Here is a 17,600-nt window from a genome sequence, read left to right as displayed (position 1 = left end):
CATGCGCCCCCTGATGCTCGACTTTCAGCCGCGCCGCCGTGCAGGCCCCTTGGGCTGGAGCCTGCTGGCCGGTGGCGTGGTGCTGACACTGACCTGCCTGCTGGTGCAACAGCACCTGAGCCACCAGGCCGAACAACAGCAAGGTCATCTGCAAATCACACAGCGAGTGCTCACCGGCGATACCGGCAGCAAGCTCAGCCTGACCCCGGCGCAAATTCGCGAACAGGCGCATAACCTGGCGGAAATGCGCAAGGTCTCCCAGCAGTTGCGCCGCCCTTGGGAACGCCTGTTCGCCACCCTCGAAGCCATGCCGCGGGACAACATTGCCCTGCTGACCCTGACCCCGGACGCCCGCAAGGGTCAGGTGCGGATCAGCGCCGAGGCGCTGGACCTGGACGCCATGCTCGATTTCCACCGCCGTCTCGAAGCCAGCGACGAGCTGTCCGACGTATCGCTGCTGAGCCACGAAATTGTCGCCAATGTGCCGGAACACCCGGTGCAGTTCAACCTGTCGGCTACCTGGGAGATCGGCGATGCAAATCCATAAATTGATCGTCCACGAATACCTGCAAGGCCTGGGCGTTCCGGGGCTGGCAGGGATGGCCATGCTGGTGCTGGCGCTGAGCTATGGCCTGGTGGGGTTGCTGCCGGACTGGGAGTCGCTGCAAAGCCTCAGCCAGCAGACTCGCGAAGCCACCGAGTACCTGGCCAAGGTCGAAGACGGCAGCGTGGCCGCGCCGGTGGTGCCGCAGCGCCAACTCGACGATTTTCGCAGCAAGTTGCCGTCCCAGCCCCAGGCCACCGTGGCCATCGACAAGATCTACGCCCTGGCCGCCCAGGAACGCATCACCTTGTCCCGGGGTGAATACTCCCTGGGCGTGGACCCCAAGACCCACCTGGCCCGTTATCAGATTCTGCTGCCGGTACGTGGCAGCTATCCGCAACTGCGGCGTTTCCTGCACGCCTTGCTCGGCCAGTTGCCGGCGGTGGTGCTCGAGGATGTGGAGCTACAGCGCAAGAACATCGCCGATACCGACCTGACCGGGCGGATCCGCATGACCCTTTACCTGTCGAGGTCATGATGAATACCAAACGAGTGTCGGGTTGGGTGGCGTTCTTCGGTGTAGCGGCAGCGCTCGCCTGGCTCCCCGAATACTTCAATCAGGCCGGCGACAGCGACCTTGCGGTGGCAACCGTGGCTACGCCAGCCAAGGGCAAGACCCCTGGCGCATCGACGGCTGCATCGAGCGCCGCTGCGCTGGCGCCGATCAAGGACCTGAGCCCGGCAGGCGACCTGTTCGCCGCCCGTAGCTGGATAGCGGCGCCGGCCCTTGGCACCGTCACTGAACAACCGGTAGTCGTTACTCCTGTGGTGCAAGTCCCCACTGCACCACCGTTGCCCTTCCAGTTTGTCGGCAGGCTGGATGACCGTTCCGATCTGCAGGTGTTTTTGCAGAGCGGCGAAAAAATATACGTCGTGCGCAAAGGGGATGTCATCGACGAAACCTGGCGGATCGAGCGGATTTCCGATAAGGAACTGAGCCTGGTCTACCTGCCTCTGCATTTGGCGCAGACCTTGTCTGTGGGGAGTACGGAATGAACAAATCCCGTTTGCTGATGAGCCTTTGTCTCTGCGCGGGGCTGGCCGCATGCAGTTCGGCGCAGGTTGCCAGGGATGAAGCTTCGGCCCTGATCGAATCGGGCCAATATGAAGCCGGTCTGGCGCGCATCGAAGAAGGATTGCGGGAAAACCCTCGCGATACCGAACTGCACATGGCTCTCAACAGCGGACGGGCCCGCGCCGTGACGGCGCTGCTGACCCAGGCCGACATGGACCGCACCCAGCGTAATTTCGCCGGGGCCCGCATGACTTATAGCCGGGTCTTGAACATCGAACCGAACAACCGTCGTGCCCAGGATTCCCTGCGCCAGCTCGACTACCTGCGCAGCATGGATGAGAAACTCGAACTGGCCCGTGGCGACCTGCGTCGCGGTGACATCTACGGTGCCGACCGCCAGGTCAGACAGATTCTCGAACTGGACCCGAAGAACGAAGGCGCCCTGGAACTGCAAGGCAGCATCCGCCTGGTGCAGAGCCGCAACGTGGTGCAGTACCCACAACTGCGCACGCGCCTTGACCGACCGGTGACCCTGGAATTTCGCGATGCCAACCTCAAGACCATTTTTGAAGTGCTGTCCCAGGTCGCCGGCCTGAACTTCATCTTCGACAAGGACCTGCGCCCGGACATGAAAGCCACGATCTTCGTACGTGACGTGCGTATCGAAGACGCCGTGGATCTGCTGCTGCAACAGAACCAGCTGCATCAGAAAGTGGTCAATGAAAACACCGTGCTGATCTACCCGGACTCGCCGCAGAAACTCAAGGATTACCAGGAGCTGGTGATGCGCACCTTCTACCTGACCAGCATCGATGCCAACACGGCGTTGAACATGATCAAGACCATGCTCAAGACCCGCGATGTGTTCGTCGATGAGCGCCTCAACACCCTGACCATGCGCGATACCGGTGACGCGGTGCGCATGGCGGAAAAACTCCTGCAATCGCAGGACCAGTCCAACCCGGAAGTGGTGCTGGAAGTGGAAGTGATGGAAGTCGCCCGCCAACGTATTCTCGACCTTGGCTTGCAATGGCCCAACACCTTCGGCGTGGTCAACAGCGACGGATCGGCGGTGACCCTTCTCGATCAGCTCAAGGGCATCAACTCCGGCCGCATCACGATCTCGCCATCGCCCCAGGCCAAGATCAATGCCCAGGACAAGGACATCAATACCCTGGCCAGCCCCGTGATTCGGGTCAGCAACCGCGAACAGGCGCGCATCCACATCGGTCAGCGCGTGCCGATCATCAGCGCCACCTCGGTGCCTTCGACCCAGGGCCCGGTGATCACCGAAAGCGTGACCTACCTCGACGTCGGTCTGAAGCTCGAAGTGCAGCCCATCGTGCACCTGAACAACGAAGTGGCGATCAAGATCGCGCTGGAAGTCAGTAACGCCACGCCGCTGACACCGACCGCTCAGGGCACCATTCCGGTCCAGGTCGATACCCGCAACGCCCAGACCACCTTGCGTCTGCATGACGGCGAAACCCAGATCCTCGCCGGTCTGGTGCGCGACGACCACGGCGCCACCGGCAACAAGATTCCCGGCCTTGGCGACATTCCCGGCCTGGGTCGCCTGTTCGGCAGCAACAGGGACGACGTCATCAAATCCGAACTGGTGCTGTCGATCACCCCGCGGATCGTGCGCAATCTGCCGTACCAGAGTCCGTCGGACATGGAATTCCCGACCGGTACCGAAACCAGCATGCACATTCAGGCACCGGACCGTTCGATGAGCACCACGGTTCAGGTCAACCCCATGACCGCCCCGATCGCCACCACCGTTACCGTCGGGAAGCCTTGATCATGAACGCCTCGCAACGCGGTTTTACCCTGGTCGAAGTCGTGGTGACGCTCGCCCTGGTCGGCCTGCTGGCCGGCATGGCCGCACCGCTGACCGAGACCGTGGTGCGTCGGGGCAAAGAGCAGGACCTGCGAACCGCGCTGTACCAGATCCGCGATGCCATCGACGCTTACAAACAAGCCTTCGACGCGGGCTACATCGAGAAGTCGCTCGATAGCAGCGGCTACCCGCCGAACCTGCAAGTACTGGTCGAGGGTGTGCGTGACACGCGCAGCGCAAAGGGCGCCAAGTTCTACTTCCTGCGGCGCATCCCCCGTGACCCGCTGGCAGCCGTCAAGCGTGACGACGAGGGCGGCTGGGGCCTGCGTTCCTATGACAGTTCGGCTGAGAACCCGCGCGAGGGCCAGGACGTCTTTGACGTTTACTCCAAGGCCCGCGGCAAGGGCCTCAATGGCATCGCCTACCGAGAGTGGTGAGCATATGCGTCGGCAAAAGGGCTTTACCCTGATTGAACTGATGGTGGTCATGGCAATCATCGCGACCCTGATGACGATCGCCTTGCCACGCTACTTCAGCAGCCTGGAAGCTTCCAAAGAGACCACCTTGCATCAGAGCCTGTCGTCCATGCGCGAGGCGCTGGATCATTACTATGGAGACACCGGGCGTTATCCCGACTCCATCGAACAGCTGGTCGAACTGCGCTACCTGCGCAACCAGCCGCTGGACCCGATTGCCGAGCGCAAGGACACCTGGGTCATAGTCGCGCCACCGGATGGCGTGGCGGGCGGGGTGGCCGATATCAAGAGTGGGGCCAGCGGGAGGGCGCGTGATGGCAGCCTGTATTCCGAGTGGTAAATCTTCGAACCAGGACGGCTTCACCTACCTGGGTGTGCTGTTTCTGGTCGTCGTGCTGGGCATGGGCCTGGCCAGTGCCGGCGAGTTGTGGGCCACCGCTGCGCGCCGTGATCGCGAAAACCAGTTGCTCTGGGTCGGTACGCAATATGCCCAGGCGCTGCGCAGCTATTACCGCAGTTCGCCCGGTATGGCCCAGTATCCAAAAGAACTCAAGGACCTGTTGCAGGACGAGCGTTTTCCGTCGGCCAGGCATCATCTGCGGCAGTTGTACCCGGAGCCGATGACAGGGGGCGAATGGGAGCTGATGCGTGATTTTGACGGGCGGATCAGCGGCGTGTACTGCCCGTCCGAGCAGAAGCCGCTCAAGCAAGAGAATTTTCCCAGCCAGTGGTCGGACTTCAAAGGCATGGCCAGCTACAAGGATTGGCAGTTTGTGGCCGAGAAAGTCTCCTTCGAAGGTACCGACGGGCCGCCGAAAGCACAGTCCACTGAACCTCAGGCATTGCAGCCTTGAACCTTCAGCCAACACATTTCCGCCAAATGTACCCGGTCCAATTGTGGGAGCGGGCTTGCTCGCGAAGGCGGCCTGCCAACCGACCTGAATCTTTGGTCCGTACGCATTTCAAAACTGTGGGAGCGAGCTTGCTCGCGAAGGCGGCCTGACAGCCGACCTGTCTTTTGTTGACCGTGTACATATCCATTGCTGCGGTAACGGCGGCTGGCGGTTTCGCCCTTACGGCGAGTCCCTTTTGTCAAACGACACAAAAGGAACCAAAAAGTCTCGCCCCTTACGTACGGCCCCTCGCTGAGGCTCGGGGTTCCTTCGCTGCGGTATTCATCCGGGGGCATTGCCCTCCGGTCGGCTTCGCTTCGACCTACATGCAATGAGTTCGACTGCGTCGAACGGCGCTGCGCGCCAATCCCCGGATGAACACCTCCGCTCAGCCTGCCGAGGGGGCGGGTGGATCAAGATCAAGAGCTGCAGGCGAGCTAACGCTCGGCCTGATGTTTGGTGAGAAGCAGCGGGTGTACGCTGCTCTGCCTTTGCTCTTCTGTGGGAGCGAGCTTGCTCGCGATGGCGGTCTTACAACCAACGATAATCCTTTGGCTCACACCACAGGAATTTGTGGATGTCAGAGGCGGCTGTAGGACCAGGAGTGAGGCTACACCGCCTTGCGTCGTTGCCTACATCTACGCCAGAATCCGCCGGCTTGTGGGCCTTGGACCCTGATTCTATCGTTGCCGGGTCGCTGCAAATTCAGCGATCGGGTTTCGCAGCCCAGGTTAATCAAGGCGCTCAGCGCCACCGTTTCCTTGCAGTTGGCGCTTTTGTTCGCCCACTGTTTTGCGTTATGGCGGCTGTGCGCGGGAGACTTTCGGGTCTGCCGGGTTCCTTGATTCCCGGTCTGCGAACCCGCGTATGGCCGCCACCTTCTTCGTTTCGCAGCGAATTGTGGCGGCTCCATCAATCAAGGAGCTTCGTCATGGTCAAACCCACGCCAAATCCCCCCGAATCAAAAGCCGATACCAGTCAGCGTGCATCAACTCTCCACCTGAAACCTGCCATCCTCAAAAGCATCGCCCCCCACAATCCCAGCACGATGTTCGTCATCGCCCCGAACATCGACACCGAAACCCTGTTGGCCCACGCCTGTGAATCGCTGGCTTCAGCAAGCGTGATGGCGACTGATTTCGCCACGTTTCTGGACGGCCCCCAGCGCAGCATGCTGCTGGGTATCCAGCAGGTAATCATGCTGGCCGACCTGGCAGTCAACCGCGCTCTGGATAATGTTGCCCCATTGGACTAAACACAGAACCTTTGTGGCGAGGGGGCTTGCCCCCGTTGGGCTGCGCACCGGCCCCAAAATCAGGCAATGCGGTTTTTCAGGCTGACCGCGCTGAGTGGATTTGCGACTGCTGCGCAGCCGAACGGGGGCAAGCCCCCTCGCCACAGGGGTTGTGTTCGCTTGCACGCTTCAGGCGTTTTCCAGCATCGTGATCAACTGCTCCGGCCACACCGTTTCTCGGGTCTCTTGCAGCTCTGCCACCGACCACCATTTATGGTCAGCCATTACCCGGACTTCGTTAGCCGTCCATCCCTCCCGGGACAGGTGTTCACTGTCGGTATGAACCACGAAATAGCGCTCAACGGACAACACCGTTTCGCCGCTTGGCAGCATCATCGGAAAACTGCGTTCTGCAACGCTCGGACCCACCGTGTCGATGCGTAAACCCGTCTCTTCAAACAGTTCACGAACCGCCGCAACCTCAAAGGATTCACCTTGCTCAAGACCTCCACCGGGTGTCGCCCAGTGGCTTTGGCCAGCGAGGGCATCGTTTTTGTGTTGGAAGTGAAACAGCAGAACCTGTTGCGAGGGATTGATCACCAGCAGTCTGGCGGAATTACGTTGGCGCATTTTTTTCTTTCCATAGAGTGCCGCGAACCGCAGCTTTCACTGCGGCTCGCGACGGTAAAGCTCATGTCGGCGTTATTACACCGAAAGGGTTATGCCACCACCCGATAACACGGCACATACGCCGCGCCGCCCGGCAGTTTCATCCGGTGCTGGGCGACGAAGGCTTTGAGCAGCAGGTCCAGCGGTTGCATGATCGCCGCGTCGCCACGGATCTGGTACGGCCCGTGTTCTTCGATCAGGCGGATGCCCTTGTCCTTGACGTTGCCGGCGACGATGCCGGAGAACGCGCGGCGCAGGTTCGCTGCCAGTTCGTGGGACGGCAGGTCGAGGCTCAGTTTCAGGTTGGCCATGTTTTCGTGGGTCGGGTCGAACGGGCGCTGGAAGCCTTCGTCGATTTTCAGCAGCCAGTTGAAGTGGAACGCGTCGTTGCGCTCGCGGCGGAACTGCTTGACCGCCTTGAGGCCCTGGGTCATCTGCCGCGCCACTTCGGCCGGGTCATCGATGATGATCTGGTAGTGCTGCTTGGCGGTTTCGCCCAGGGTCGCACCGACGAATGCGTCCAGTTGTTCCAGGTACGGCGCGGCGTGTTTCGGCCCGGTGAGGATGACCGGGAAGGGCAGGCCTTCATTGCCCGGGTGCATCAGGATGCCCAGCAGGTACAGGAACTCTTCGGCCGTACCGGCGCCGCCCGGGAAGATGATGATGCCGTGGCCGACGCGGACGAAGGCTTCCAGGCGTTTTTCGATGTCCGGCAGGATCACCAGTTCGTTGACGATCGGGTTCGGCGCCTCGGCGGCGATGATTCCGGGTTCGGTCAGGCCCAGGTAGCGGCCGCCGTGGATGCGTTGCTTGGCGTGGGCGATGGTGGCGCCTTTCATCGGGCCTTTCATCACGCCGGGGCCGCAACCGGTGCAGATGTCCAGGCTGCGCAGGCCCAGTTCGTGGCCGACTTTCTTGGTGTATTTGTATTCTTCGGTGTTGATCGAGTGCCCGCCCCAACACACCACGATCTTCGGCTCGACGCCAGGGCGCAGGGTGCGGGCGTTGCGCAGCAGGTGGAAGACGTAATCGCTGATGCCCTGGGAGCTGCTCAGGTCGATGCGTTGGCTGTCGAGTTCGTTTTCGGTGTAGACGATGTCACGCAGGGCGCTGAACAGCATTTCCCGGGTGCTGGCGATCATTTCACCGTCGACGAAGGCGTCGGCCGGGGCGTTCAGCAGTTCCAGGCGCACGCCACGGTCCTGCTGGTGAATGCGGATTTCAAAATCCTTGTAGGCTTCAAGAATGGTCTTGGCGTTGTCGACATGGGCGCCGGTGTTGAGGATGGCCAGGGCGCACTGGCGGAAGAGGGTGTAGGTGCTGCCGGAACCGGCTTCGCTCAATTGCTGGACTTCCCGTTGCGAGAGTGTTTCCAGGCTGCCTTTGGGACTGACGGAGGCGTTGATAACTTGGCGTTGGGTCATTCAATGATCCTTAAAACGATGTCATTCACACAACAACAACGAATGGCATCCGAATAATGTGTACTCATGAAAGAAGATGGCACGAACTGCGCAGTCTCGCCATGTCCCCGCTTGACGATGAAAAGATGAAAAGGAGCCCCAGCATAGCTAAATCCCGCGCAGAGGCGATAATGGCCCGCAGTCTTTTTGCCTCAGACCCCTTTTTACCATTGAAGCTCAGGAAACCCGACGCAATGTTCGAAATCCAGCCGATGAACGCCGATACCTACCGGCAACAGACCCGGCGCAGCACGGTCATCATTGCCCTGATCTTTCTGGCGCTGGCGATGGTGCTGTCCACGGCGGCGGTGGCTCTGTTCGGCACGCCGGGAGGCGACAATCTGCGCTTCAATGCCGGTGGCGTGTTCGTTGCGGTGCTGGCGATGGCAGCGTTGATGCGCAAGGTGTTCTGGCGCCAGGAATGGATGGCGCCGGCGGTCTACAGTTGGCAACTCAAGCGCAGCCTGATGAGCGTTACCAATGTCATGCATCATGTAACGACGGCCGTGGAAAAGGGCGATCCGGTTGCGATGAAGCTGTTGCGTTTCTACCATTTGGGGTTGAACCAGATGCATCAACTCGATGGCAACTCCAGCGACCACGGCCAGTTACTCCGCGAAATGGATCAGCACAAGGAACGAATGCAAGCGCTGGGCATCGACACCGAACAGACGCGGCTGGATCCGGCGTGGCTGGAGGCGGTAAAGCAGGCGTCGCGCTAACATCATTGCGAGCCTGTATCAGGCATAGTCAGCAAAAGAGGCGATCAGGAAGAATCGCCCTGTCACAGACAATCAGGGAGCAGCATGGTACATCCATCGATCAACGATCATATTGAAATGCTCCGGCCAGCGGTGCCCCGGCTCAAGGTTCGCTCGGCGGTGATCCTGCTGCTCGCAGTGTGCCTGTCGATGGTGGCTATCGTGATCTGGGAAGCCTGGAGCTCGCGCCAGTACTACCTGCATGACAAGGAAGTGACGATGTCCAACCTTGCGCAGACCCTGGCATCGCAAGCGCAGGCAACGATCAAGCAGGCCGACACACTGTTGTTCACCCTGGTCGATCGGCTGGAGCACGAGGGTGTGGATCAATCCCGGCTGCCGGCATTGCTCAATGCCCAGCGCAGTGAGTTGAGTCAGCTCCATGGCGTGTTCGTTTTCGACGAAAAAGGGCAATGGATCGCCAATTCCAACGGCGCCGGCCAAACCGGCGTCAACAATTCCGACCGCGAATACTTCACCTTCCATCGCGATAACCCCAGCCGTGGGCCGCACATCGGGCCGTCGATCAAGAGCCGTTCGAGCGGTGAATGGATCATGACGGTTTCGCGCCGGTTCAATCATCCCGACGGCAGCTTTGCCGGGGTGGCGGTGGCGACGATTTACCTCAGCCATTTCCTGCAGCTCTACGACAGCATCGACATGGGCAGTAACGGCGTGATCAACCTGATCGGCGACAATGCCCGCATTGTCATTCGCAGGCCCTTCAAGGAAGCGGAGATCGGTTCCAGCCTCGCCAAGAGCCCGTTGTTCAACGAGTTGTTGCCCAAGGGCGACGCAGGTACCGCCACGCTCAGGTCGATCGTTGACGGTGTTGAGCGGGTGACTGGCTATCGCCGGGTCGAGGGTTATCCGCTGATCGTTTTTACCGCGGTGAACAAGGATGAAGTGCTCGGCAGCTGGCGCAAGGAGACGCTGCTCAGCGCCGGTATCGTCACGCTGTTGCTGGGTTTTCTCGGGGTACTGGGGTTTCGGCTTATCAAGCTGATGAGGCAGCAGAATCTGGTGCAGGTCGAGTTGCTGGACACCCAGGACAAGCTCCTGGAGGTCAATCGCAACCTCGAAGGCCTGGCCCTCAAGGACGCGCTGACGGGACTGGCCAACCGCCGTCAGCTCGACGCTTTCATCGATGCCGAAATGGGCCGTGCCCGACGCAGCCAGTCCGAATTGGCGCTGTTGATGATTGATGTCGACCATTTCAAACCGTTCAACGACTGCTACGGCCACCTGGCCGGTGACGAGTGTTTGCGCAAGGTCAGTGCGATCATCACGAACAGCATCAAGCGTCCCGGTGACCTGGCCGCCCGCTATGGTGGCGAAGAGTTTGCCGTGGTGCTGCCCGGCAGCGACTACGTGGGGGCATTTCTGGTGGCGGAGAAAATCCGCCGTGCGGTACTGCAGGCCGACATTGCCCACAGTGACAGCCCGGAAGGCATCGTGACCGTCAGTGTCGGCGTCTGTGCCAGCAATGCCGCGTCCCAGGTCCGCCCCGAAGACCTGATTGGTGCGGCAGACAAGGCGCTGTACGTGGCCAAGGCCAGTGGGCGGAACATGAGCGTGATTGCCAACTGAACGTCGGGCTGGTTGAAGATCAGGCAGCCCATCGCTTGATCAACCGAAGATAGATCAGCACGTTGATCAGCAACACCACGGCGCCCAATCCCAACTGAATGCCGGGCGTCAGGCCCGCCGGGTAAATCACCGGCCAAATGTAATGCTCGATGAATCCTCCGCCATAGCCGGTTTGCCCGGCTTCATGGCGCATGCGGTTTTCCCAGTCGGTCAGCGGGCAGGGCAGGTGGAAGAACTCCACCGCCATACCCCACAGCGCGGCCGGCGGGTGCCACCAGATCAGGTGGCGCCATTTGAGCACCAGCAACCCGCCGAACAACACAAATACGATGAACAGCAAGTGAAACAGCATCAGCCCGTCGGCGGCGATTCGGTACAGCATGTCGGTGCCCCTGAAGGCTGAACGAATCGCTCCATGTTACTCGGGCCGCAGGCCGTTGCTCTATCGATTGTCGCGGCCCAATGCGCTGAGCACACCCTTCAAACGCTCGGTCATCGGTTCACTGCTGCGTTGCATGGGCGCGCGCAGTTCGTCACCGATCAAGCCTTGCAGGGCCAGCGCGGTTTTCACCGGGGCCGGGTTGGGCTCCAGGAACAGGCTGTTGATCAGTGGCAGCAAACGGAAAAACGTGGCGCGGCCCTCGGCCAATTGGTTGTCGCGGATCTGTCGGTGTAGTTGTACGAACAGTTCGGGACGGACATGCGCCGACGCGGCAATCGCACCTTTGGCGCCCAGGCACAGGGCATTGAAGATCTGGTTGTCTTCGCCGCACAGCACGTCGACAAGGCCGCTGTTGAGCAAGGCGAGGGTGTTGGAAAAATTACCGCCGCAATCCTTGATGGCGACGATCCGCTCGTGGGCGACGATGTTGAGCAGGGTCGCCTGTTCGAAGGCCACGCCGGTACGGTATGGGATGTCGTAGAGAATCAGCGGTACGCTGGAGGCATCGGCGACCGTGCGGAAAAACGCTTCGAGGCCGGCCTGGGAAGGGCGGATGTAATACGGTGCCGGCACCAGCAGGCCAGCCACCGGGCGCTTGAGGATCTCGCTCTGGAACTGCAACAACTCGGTCAGGTTGTTACCGGCCAGGCCCATGACCACCTGTTGCGCCGGCACCAGTTCCAGCACCGCATCGAGCACCGCCAGTTGCTCATGCTTGCCCATCGCCGCCGGTTCGCCGGTGGTGCCGCAAACGATGAGTCCGTCGACACCTTTTTCCAGCAGATGGCTGACCAGCCGGCGCAAGCCGACAAAATCGATGGCGCCGTTGTGGAAGGGTGTGACCAGTGGAACCCAGATACCTTGAAACGCTGACATGCACTTTCTCCTGATGGTTGACCGATTTCGTCACCGTCAGGGGCATGGAAGGAGAGTAAGCAAGGGGAGGGTGGTCCGTCGCGCTCAATGTCCTGTCAGCTCATCTGACGGGACAGCGCGCCCCGGTCACATGAGCGACTGTTTCTTCGATTTGAGGGCGTGCGCAACGCAACCTTGCGCCTTGGCAATCAAGCCAATGACGGAAGAGTCGAGATTGAAGGTTGCGGACATACTTGCTTACACCCTGAGTGAGGCGCTCAGTTTTAAAAGCCGGCGCGCCGTTTGTCAATCACGAAAATCAGCGTACTCGGCGCGCATTCGGCCATTGTGCTTGGCCTTGTACAGCAAATGATCGACCTGTTCGACGAATTCCAGGGCCGTCGCGTGCATCGACGCCAGGGTGGTGCCGACGCCGAGGCTGATACTCAGCAGCTTCGACACGTTCGAGAATTCATGGGGGATCTGCTGCTGACGAATCAGGTGCAGGCACTTGTGCGCCACCAGCCGCGCTGACTCGGCATCGGTTTCCGGCAGCAGCCAGACAAACTCTTCACCGCCGATCCGCGCAATGAAATCCCGTGGCCGGTTCGCCGCCAGGGACAAGGTTTGCGCAACGCGGCGCAGGCATTCGTCGCCCTTGATGTGGCCGTAATGGTCGTTGTACTGCTTGAAGTAGTCGATATCCAGCACGATCACCGACAATGGCAAGCCGGTGCGCTGGGCATTGTTCCACTCGCGCTCCAGCACGGTGTCGAACATGCGCCGGTTGGCGATGCAGGTCAGGCCGTCCTGGAAGGAATACTCTTCAAGCTGCTTTTGCAGGCGGACCAGGTGCTCTTCGGTTTTCTTGCGCTCGCTGATATCGAACATGAAACCTACCAGCGCCTCGACTTCGCCGTCCTTGCGCACCACATGCACCACATCGCGGATCCAGACGTACTCACCGCTTTCGGTGAGTGCGCGATAGTCGGCCTCGTGATCGATACCGGCGCGCGATTGCGAGACGCAGAAGTCCATCACGTAGTCGCGGTCATCCGGATGCATGCGCTCGACCCAGTCATTGACCGACGCCCAGCTGTGCTGTTTCCAGCCCAGCAGTTCTTCGATCTGTGGCCCGATGTAGCTGAACGTCATGGTTTTCCAGTCGATGCGCCAGGGAATCGCCCGGGTCGATTCAAGCAGGGTTTTATAAACGTCGCTGTCGGTTTCCACTGAACTCATGAAGGGCCTGCCTCGATGAAAATGCAGGGCCATCATGTTGCTAGCACTTTGGCGAATCAAGCGGGCAGCCGATGAATGGCACGCCACGTATCAGTGAGCAAGATTGTTCAAGCCTTCGGCCGCGACTGCTGGCACAGTCTGGGGTCTATCCCTGTCTGTAGAACGTTATGTCCAACTCAATCATGCCGCGCAGTGCCTTTTTGCGCGGCGCAGCGGCGATCATGCCGTTGTCCCTGGCCACCGCGCCCTGGGGCTTGCTGGCCGGTTCCATGGCCATCGAAGCCAACCTCACGCCCCTGCAAGGCCAGGGCCTGTCGAGCATTGTGTTTGCCGGTGCCGCGCAACTGGTGGCCATCGGCATGCTCAAGGGCGGTGCCGGGATTTTTTCGATCTTGCTGACCACACTGCTGCTGACCTCCCAGCATTTGCTCTACGGGATGAGCATGCGCTCGGTGATTTCGCCATTGCCGGGGCGCTGGCGCGCGGGCCTGGGGTTCTTGCTCACCGATGAGTTGTTCGCCCTGACCAGCCAGCACGACAAACAGCAGTTCAACCGCTGGTACGCCCTGGGCGTGGGCCTGACGTTCTACATCGCCTGGAACCTGTTCACCCTGGCGGGCATTGTGCTCGGCAGCAGCATTCCCGGCCTTGAACACCTGGGCCTGGATTTCTCCATCGCGGCGACCTTCATCGCCCTGATCACCCCGGTGGTGCGCAATGTGCCGACCGTGGTGTGCGTGGCGGTGTCGCTGTTCTGCTCGGTGCTGTTCAGCTACTGGCAATGGGGCTCGGCGCTGGTGCTGTCGGGGCTGGCGGGCATGACCGCCGGGTTTGTCTGCAATAAATTCTACGGTGGACGCACATGATGGTCTGGGCAGTGATTATCGGAATGGGCGTGTTGGTGTTCCTCAACCGCTATGTTTTTCTGGAACCGCGACTGCCGCTACGCTTGAGCAGCAATGCCCGGCAGTTCCTCGGGTTTGCCGTACCGGGCATGTTGACCGCCATCTGCGGGCCGATTGTGTTCATGCCGGAAAAACAGCTGAATCTGCACTGGGACAATCCCTATCTGATCAGCTCGCTGGTGGCGGTCGGGCTGGTGCTCTACACGCGCAATACGTTGCTCAGCATGCTGTTGAGCATGGGCTTCTTCTTTTTGCTGCGCTGGTGGCTCTGAGCGGGGCAGGGGAACTGATCTAAGCTTAAGTTGATGACCGATCCCTTCAGGAAGAGAGGTGAACATGGCCAATGAACCCAAGCAACCGGACCCGGAAGAAGATGAGGACGAACCCACGGAAGAAGAGATTGAGCAGCAGAAACGTTCGGTACCGGACTGGAAGCATCCTGACGACGGTAAGGAACTGTCAGAGCCTGACCGCAAGTTCTGAGCAGCACGGGAATACAACGAAGCCCCTCCATTGAGCGTAATGCTGCTGTAGGAGCGAGCTTGCTCGCGATGGTCGTTAACGATTACGCGTGTTTACTGGCTAAACGCGGCGCTCTTGAGTCCATCGCGAGCAAGCTCGCTCCTACAGCTGTTGATCAGTTCATGGGACTTCCTTGATCAGCGTGGCGCCCTGGTTCCTGACGTTGCCAACGGCCCTGTCGACCTTGTACCACTCGAATACATCGCTGGCCTCGCCCTGGGATAACGCCATTTCTTCGGCTCGCTCCTTGGGCGTGGCCGGGTCCAGCCATTCCCGCGCCAGTTCGGGCGAGAACACCACCGGTCGGCGGTCATGCACGTCAAGCATGCCGCCCGCGCTGTCGGCCGTCAGAATGACGAAACCGTCGTGCTCCCTGTGGGGCGCTCCACCGATGGGGTACTGGCCGATGGCCGCGCAGAAAACCGGGGCGCGGTCCCGTCGCCGGATCAGCCACGGTTGTTTGTTGGCCTCGCCGGTGTCGACCCATTCGAACCAGTTATCAATAGGGCAGATCGCGCGATGGGGCCAGATCGCCCGAAAGTACGGGCCGTGGGCGACTTTCTCGACCCGGGCATTGACCGGCTCCACGCGATCCGTCGCCCAGTGCGGTCGCCAACCCCAACGCACGGCGTCGGCGTGCAGCCGCTCGTTCTCCAGGTGCAGCAGGGCGAGTTGCGTGGTGGGGGCGGCGTTATAGTGCCCCAGGGGTTCGTTGCCGACGCGATTGATCAGCGCGTCGGGGATGCTCAGCACCGCTACGAAGTCGTGGATTCCACGGTATTGCGACAGTCGTCCGCACATGGCCTGACACTCCGGTTAAGACGCTCCGACCGAAGCTTTGAGTTTAGTTGCTCGTGGCGAAACGGGCCTGGCAAGCACCGGAACCAAACCCTGTGTACCCTATCCAACCTCGGCCCGTCGTCTCGATGCGGCCCGTCGTCTCGATGCGGGCCGACGACGGATGAGCGGGCGAAGGATCCTTGCCCATTGAAGTATCGACCGTGATGGTCTGGCCCAAGGCAAAAGATGAAACGATTGTTCAAGTGTTTAACGGTGTGCGCCCTGGCAGTGGGTTTGTTCGGCTGTATCGCCGCACCCATCGAAATGACTCCGCGGACCGAGCAGCGTTTGCAGGCGCAACCCCCCATCCGGTTTCTGCTGACCTTCGATGACGGCCCCAGTGCATCGAGCTGGTGGAATCCGACCGTCACTGTATTGGAGAGCCTGGCGCAAAACCCGCTGCAATCGGACATCAAGGCCGTGTTCTTCGTGCAAACCCGCGCTCCGCGAGCCGGTGGCAGCGAATTGGGCCGGGACATCATGCGTCGTGAACATGCCGAAGGTCATATCCTGGGCTTTCACACGGCAACACCCCGGCACACCAATCATCGCTCCCTTGACCCACCGGTGTTGGAGCAGGCCCTCACCGATGGCAGCGCCGACATCGCCGCGATTACCGGCGCTGCGCCAACCCTGTTGCGCCCGCCATTCTGGAACTACGACAAACGCACCTTCGCCGCTTATCAGCGGCATGGCCTGCATGTACTGCTCACCGACTTGAGCGCCAATGACGGCAAGATCTGGGGCTTCAACGCCAGCCCCCGGCGCCGGTCGCACATGCTGCGCTCGATGTCCGAAGTTCGCGAGCGCATTGCCCGCGGCGAGTTGCCGGTGGTCGATGGCGTGATTCCGGTGGTGGTGACCTTCCACGACCTCAACCGCTATACCGCCCGGCATACCCGCGAATACCTGCAGATTCTGCTCGACAGCGCCCGGGAGACCGGAGTGAAAACCGCCGACAAGCCGTTTTACGACGATCAGGCTGCGTTACAGCGGGCGGCCATGGCGCGCACCGTGCGTGACGGTTCGCAGCCAGTCGAATTGCCGGGGTTCTGGAACTGGATCTGGGGCGGGAACACCCGTTAGACGCTTGCAGAAATGAGAACTGGATCGCACTCATTGCGAATTTCACCGGGCGGGTTGCGGGCTGACCCAGGTTCCCAGTGAACACTGACCTGTGGCGAGGGGGCTTGCCCCCGTTCGGCGGCGCAGCCGTCGCAAGCTCAGATGGTTTTAGGGCCGCTGCGCGCCCCAACGGGGGCAAGCCCCCTCGCCACAGGTGATTATCGCCTGTTCTATTGCCTTACGCTGCTGGTGGCAGCAGCTCATCAATCATCCGCAAACAATGGTTCAACCCCGGCGATACATCGCCCACCCGTCGGCTGAGAATGATCGGCGAGGTGGCGTTGTCTTCCAGCAGCGGGGTGAAGCCGATGTCGTCGCGGTGCAGCAACTGCACCGAGGCCGGTACCAGCGTGACGCCGATTCCCGCCCCCACCAACCCGATCGCCGTTTGCAGCTCGTTGGTCCATTGCGCGACGTGGATGCTCACGCCGTAGGACTCGAACAGGGCAATCACATGGTCGGCGTAACTCGGCCTTGGATTGCCGGGGTACAGCACAAAGGGTTCCTTGGCCAGTTCCCGCAAACTGATGGGCCCTGCGAGCAACGGATGCCCGGCGGGCAGGGCGGCGACCAGGCGGTCTTCGGTGAGCACGGTCTGGACGATGGCCGGGTCGTCGATACGGATTCGACCGAAACCGATATCGATGCGCCCGGCCTTCAACGCCTGCACCTGTTGCAGGGTGGTCATTTCAGAAAGCCCCAGCTCCAGCTCCAGCGGCTCGCCACTGCGTAACCGGCGGATCAGTTCCGGCAGCACGCCATACAGTGTCGACGGCGCAAAGCCGATACCCAGCCAGGTTTTCTCACCCAACCCGATGCGCCGGGTGTTGTCGCAGACCTTGTTCAGATGTTCGAGCAGGGCGGTGGAGTGCTCGTGGAAAAACCGCCCGGCGTCGGTCAACTTCAGCGGTCGGCCGCGCTCGAGCAGCATCACCCCCAGTTCGTCCTCCAGTTGCTGGATCTGCCGACTCAAGGGCGGCTGGGCGATGTGCAGCAACTCGGCCGCGCGGGTGAAGTTGAGGGTTTGAGCCAATACCTGGAAGTAACGCAGGTGCCGCAGTTCCATGGGGCCTCCAGTCAATCAGTTGCATACCTTTAAGGTATCAAGTCAGACCAATTCT

21 protein-coding genes are annotated in these 17,600 nt (G+C 60.8%); 14 read left to right on the top strand and 7 right to left on the bottom strand.

From position 1 onward, the window contains the following. Nucleotide 1: 1 nt before the first annotated feature. From ABIE16_RS23655 to ABIE16_RS23620, 8 genes are all read left to right on the top strand, one after another. Nucleotides 2-547, top strand: a complete 546-nt coding sequence (locus ABIE16_RS23655) for a PilN domain-containing protein (protein ID WP_340315515.1) — start codon at nucleotides 2-4, stop codon at nucleotides 545-547. Then, on the top strand, nucleotides 534-1,082 hold the full coding sequence (locus tag ABIE16_RS23650; protein WP_150814696.1) for a GspMb/PilO family protein: 549 nt from the start codon (nucleotides 534-536) through the stop codon (nucleotides 1,080-1,082). The genes ABIE16_RS23655 and ABIE16_RS23650 overlap by 14 nt, the downstream gene beginning before the upstream one ends. Further along, nucleotides 1,082-1,600: a hypothetical protein gene (locus ABIE16_RS23645; protein ID WP_057715490.1), complete on the top strand. Its 519-nt coding sequence runs from the start codon at nucleotides 1,082-1,084 to the stop codon at nucleotides 1,598-1,600. Before ABIE16_RS23650 ends, ABIE16_RS23645 begins: the two co-directional genes overlap by 1 nt. Continuing rightward, nucleotides 1,597-3,423, top strand: coding sequence for a secretin N-terminal domain-containing protein (locus ABIE16_RS23640; protein WP_090454713.1), 1,827 nt, complete (start codon nucleotides 1,597-1,599; stop codon nucleotides 3,421-3,423). The genes ABIE16_RS23645 and ABIE16_RS23640 overlap by 4 nt, the downstream gene beginning before the upstream one ends. 2 nt (nucleotides 3,424-3,425) lie before the next feature. Further along, the gene (locus ABIE16_RS23635; RefSeq protein WP_090454714.1) at nucleotides 3,426-3,899 is read left to right on the top strand and encodes a type II secretion system protein; all 474 of its coding nucleotides are present in this window, start codon (nucleotides 3,426-3,428) and stop codon (nucleotides 3,897-3,899) included. Nucleotides 3,900-3,903: 4 nt separating this feature from the next. Continuing rightward, a complete protein-coding gene (locus ABIE16_RS23630) occupies nucleotides 3,904-4,278 on the top strand; it encodes a type II secretion system protein (RefSeq protein WP_057715487.1) in 375 nt (124 codons plus the stop codon). Further along, nucleotides 4,253-4,792 carry a type II secretion system protein gene (locus ABIE16_RS23625; protein WP_429522064.1) on the top strand — a complete coding sequence of 180 codons (540 nt, stop codon included), beginning with the start codon at nucleotides 4,253-4,255 and terminating at the stop codon, nucleotides 4,790-4,792. The genes ABIE16_RS23630 and ABIE16_RS23625 overlap by 26 nt, the downstream gene beginning before the upstream one ends. 970 nt (nucleotides 4,793-5,762) lie before the next feature. Next, nucleotides 5,763-6,086, top strand: coding sequence for a DUF6124 family protein (locus ABIE16_RS23620; protein WP_057715485.1), 324 nt, complete (start codon nucleotides 5,763-5,765; stop codon nucleotides 6,084-6,086). A 168-nt stretch (nucleotides 6,087-6,254) separates the two neighbouring features. Here ABIE16_RS23620 and ABIE16_RS23615 read toward each other — a convergent pair whose 3' ends face one another. Then, a complete protein-coding gene (locus tag ABIE16_RS23615) occupies nucleotides 6,255-6,695 on the bottom strand; it encodes an NUDIX hydrolase (RefSeq protein WP_150814692.1) in 441 nt (146 codons plus the stop codon). Nucleotides 6,696-6,784: 89 nt separating this feature from the next. Next, complete coding sequence (gene ppnN / locus ABIE16_RS23610; protein WP_057715483.1) at nucleotides 6,785-8,158, bottom strand: nucleotide 5'-monophosphate nucleosidase PpnN; 1,374 nt, start codon at nucleotides 8,156-8,158, stop codon at nucleotides 6,785-6,787. 233 nt (nucleotides 8,159-8,391) lie between these two features. On the opposite strand from ppnN, the gene ABIE16_RS23605 reads away from it, so the two are divergent. Continuing rightward, entirely contained in the window at nucleotides 8,392-8,919 is a 528-nt protein-coding gene (locus ABIE16_RS23605; protein WP_218498333.1) for a DUF3087 family protein, read from the top strand. An 84-nt stretch (nucleotides 8,920-9,003) separates the two neighbouring features. Further along, entirely contained in the window at nucleotides 9,004-10,548 is a 1,545-nt protein-coding gene (locus ABIE16_RS23600; protein ID WP_429522063.1) for a sensor domain-containing diguanylate cyclase, read from the top strand. Between the two features lie 19 nt (nucleotides 10,549-10,567). Here ABIE16_RS23600 and ABIE16_RS23595 read toward each other — a convergent pair whose 3' ends face one another. From ABIE16_RS23595 to ABIE16_RS23585, 3 genes are all read right to left on the bottom strand, one after another. Then, entirely contained in the window at nucleotides 10,568-10,930 is a 363-nt protein-coding gene (locus ABIE16_RS23595; RefSeq protein WP_090454727.1) for a DUF2784 domain-containing protein, read from the bottom strand. 60 nt (nucleotides 10,931-10,990) lie between these two features. Further along, a complete protein-coding gene (gene dapA, locus ABIE16_RS23590; protein ID WP_429522062.1) occupies nucleotides 10,991-11,866 on the bottom strand; it encodes a 4-hydroxy-tetrahydrodipicolinate synthase in 876 nt (291 codons plus the stop codon). A 285-nt stretch (nucleotides 11,867-12,151) separates the two neighbouring features. Beyond that, a complete protein-coding gene (locus ABIE16_RS23585; protein ID WP_429522061.1) occupies nucleotides 12,152-13,087 on the bottom strand; it encodes a diguanylate cyclase domain-containing protein in 936 nt (311 codons plus the stop codon). A gap of 167 nt (nucleotides 13,088-13,254) precedes the next feature. Between ABIE16_RS23585 and ABIE16_RS23580 the strand changes: the two genes are divergently transcribed. The 3 genes from ABIE16_RS23580 (at nucleotide 13,255) to ABIE16_RS23570 (ending at nucleotide 14,475) form a co-directional block, all read left to right on the top strand. Next, nucleotides 13,255-13,953, top strand: coding sequence for an AzlC family ABC transporter permease (locus ABIE16_RS23580; RefSeq protein ID WP_007978998.1), 699 nt, complete (start codon nucleotides 13,255-13,257; stop codon nucleotides 13,951-13,953). After that, on the top strand, nucleotides 13,953-14,264 hold the full coding sequence (locus ABIE16_RS23575; protein WP_167362889.1) for an AzlD domain-containing protein: 312 nt from the start codon (nucleotides 13,953-13,955) through the stop codon (nucleotides 14,262-14,264). The genes ABIE16_RS23580 and ABIE16_RS23575 overlap by 1 nt, the downstream gene beginning before the upstream one ends. Nucleotides 14,265-14,328: 64 nt before the next feature. Continuing rightward, nucleotides 14,329-14,475 carry a hypothetical protein gene (locus ABIE16_RS23570; RefSeq protein ID WP_167362858.1) on the top strand — a complete coding sequence of 49 codons (147 nt, stop codon included), beginning with the start codon at nucleotides 14,329-14,331 and terminating at the stop codon, nucleotides 14,473-14,475. Nucleotides 14,476-14,634: 159 nt separating this feature from the next. On the opposite strand, the gene ABIE16_RS23565 is transcribed toward ABIE16_RS23570, so the two are convergent. Beyond that, nucleotides 14,635-15,315: an SOS response-associated peptidase family protein gene (locus ABIE16_RS23565; RefSeq protein ID WP_090454732.1), complete on the bottom strand. Its 681-nt coding sequence runs from the start codon at nucleotides 15,313-15,315 to the stop codon at nucleotides 14,635-14,637. 225 nt (nucleotides 15,316-15,540) lie between these two features. On the opposite strand from ABIE16_RS23565, the gene ABIE16_RS23560 reads away from it, so the two are divergent. Continuing rightward, complete coding sequence (locus tag ABIE16_RS23560) at nucleotides 15,541-16,440, top strand: polysaccharide deacetylase family protein (RefSeq protein ID WP_057715475.1); 900 nt, start codon at nucleotides 15,541-15,543, stop codon at nucleotides 16,438-16,440. A gap of 217 nt (nucleotides 16,441-16,657) precedes the next feature. Here the strand turns inward: ABIE16_RS23560 and ABIE16_RS23555 are convergent, their stop codons facing one another. After that, entirely contained in the window at nucleotides 16,658-17,545 is an 888-nt protein-coding gene (locus ABIE16_RS23555) for a LysR family transcriptional regulator (protein WP_429522060.1), read from the bottom strand. Nucleotides 17,546-17,600: the final 55 nt, after the last annotated feature.

The organism is Pseudomonas sp. 2725 (assembly GCF_050434585.1).
Classification (GTDB): Bacteria; Pseudomonadota; Gammaproteobacteria; order Pseudomonadales; family Pseudomonadaceae; genus Aquipseudomonas; species Aquipseudomonas jessenii.
This window is presented reverse-complemented; position numbering and strand designations above follow the sequence as displayed.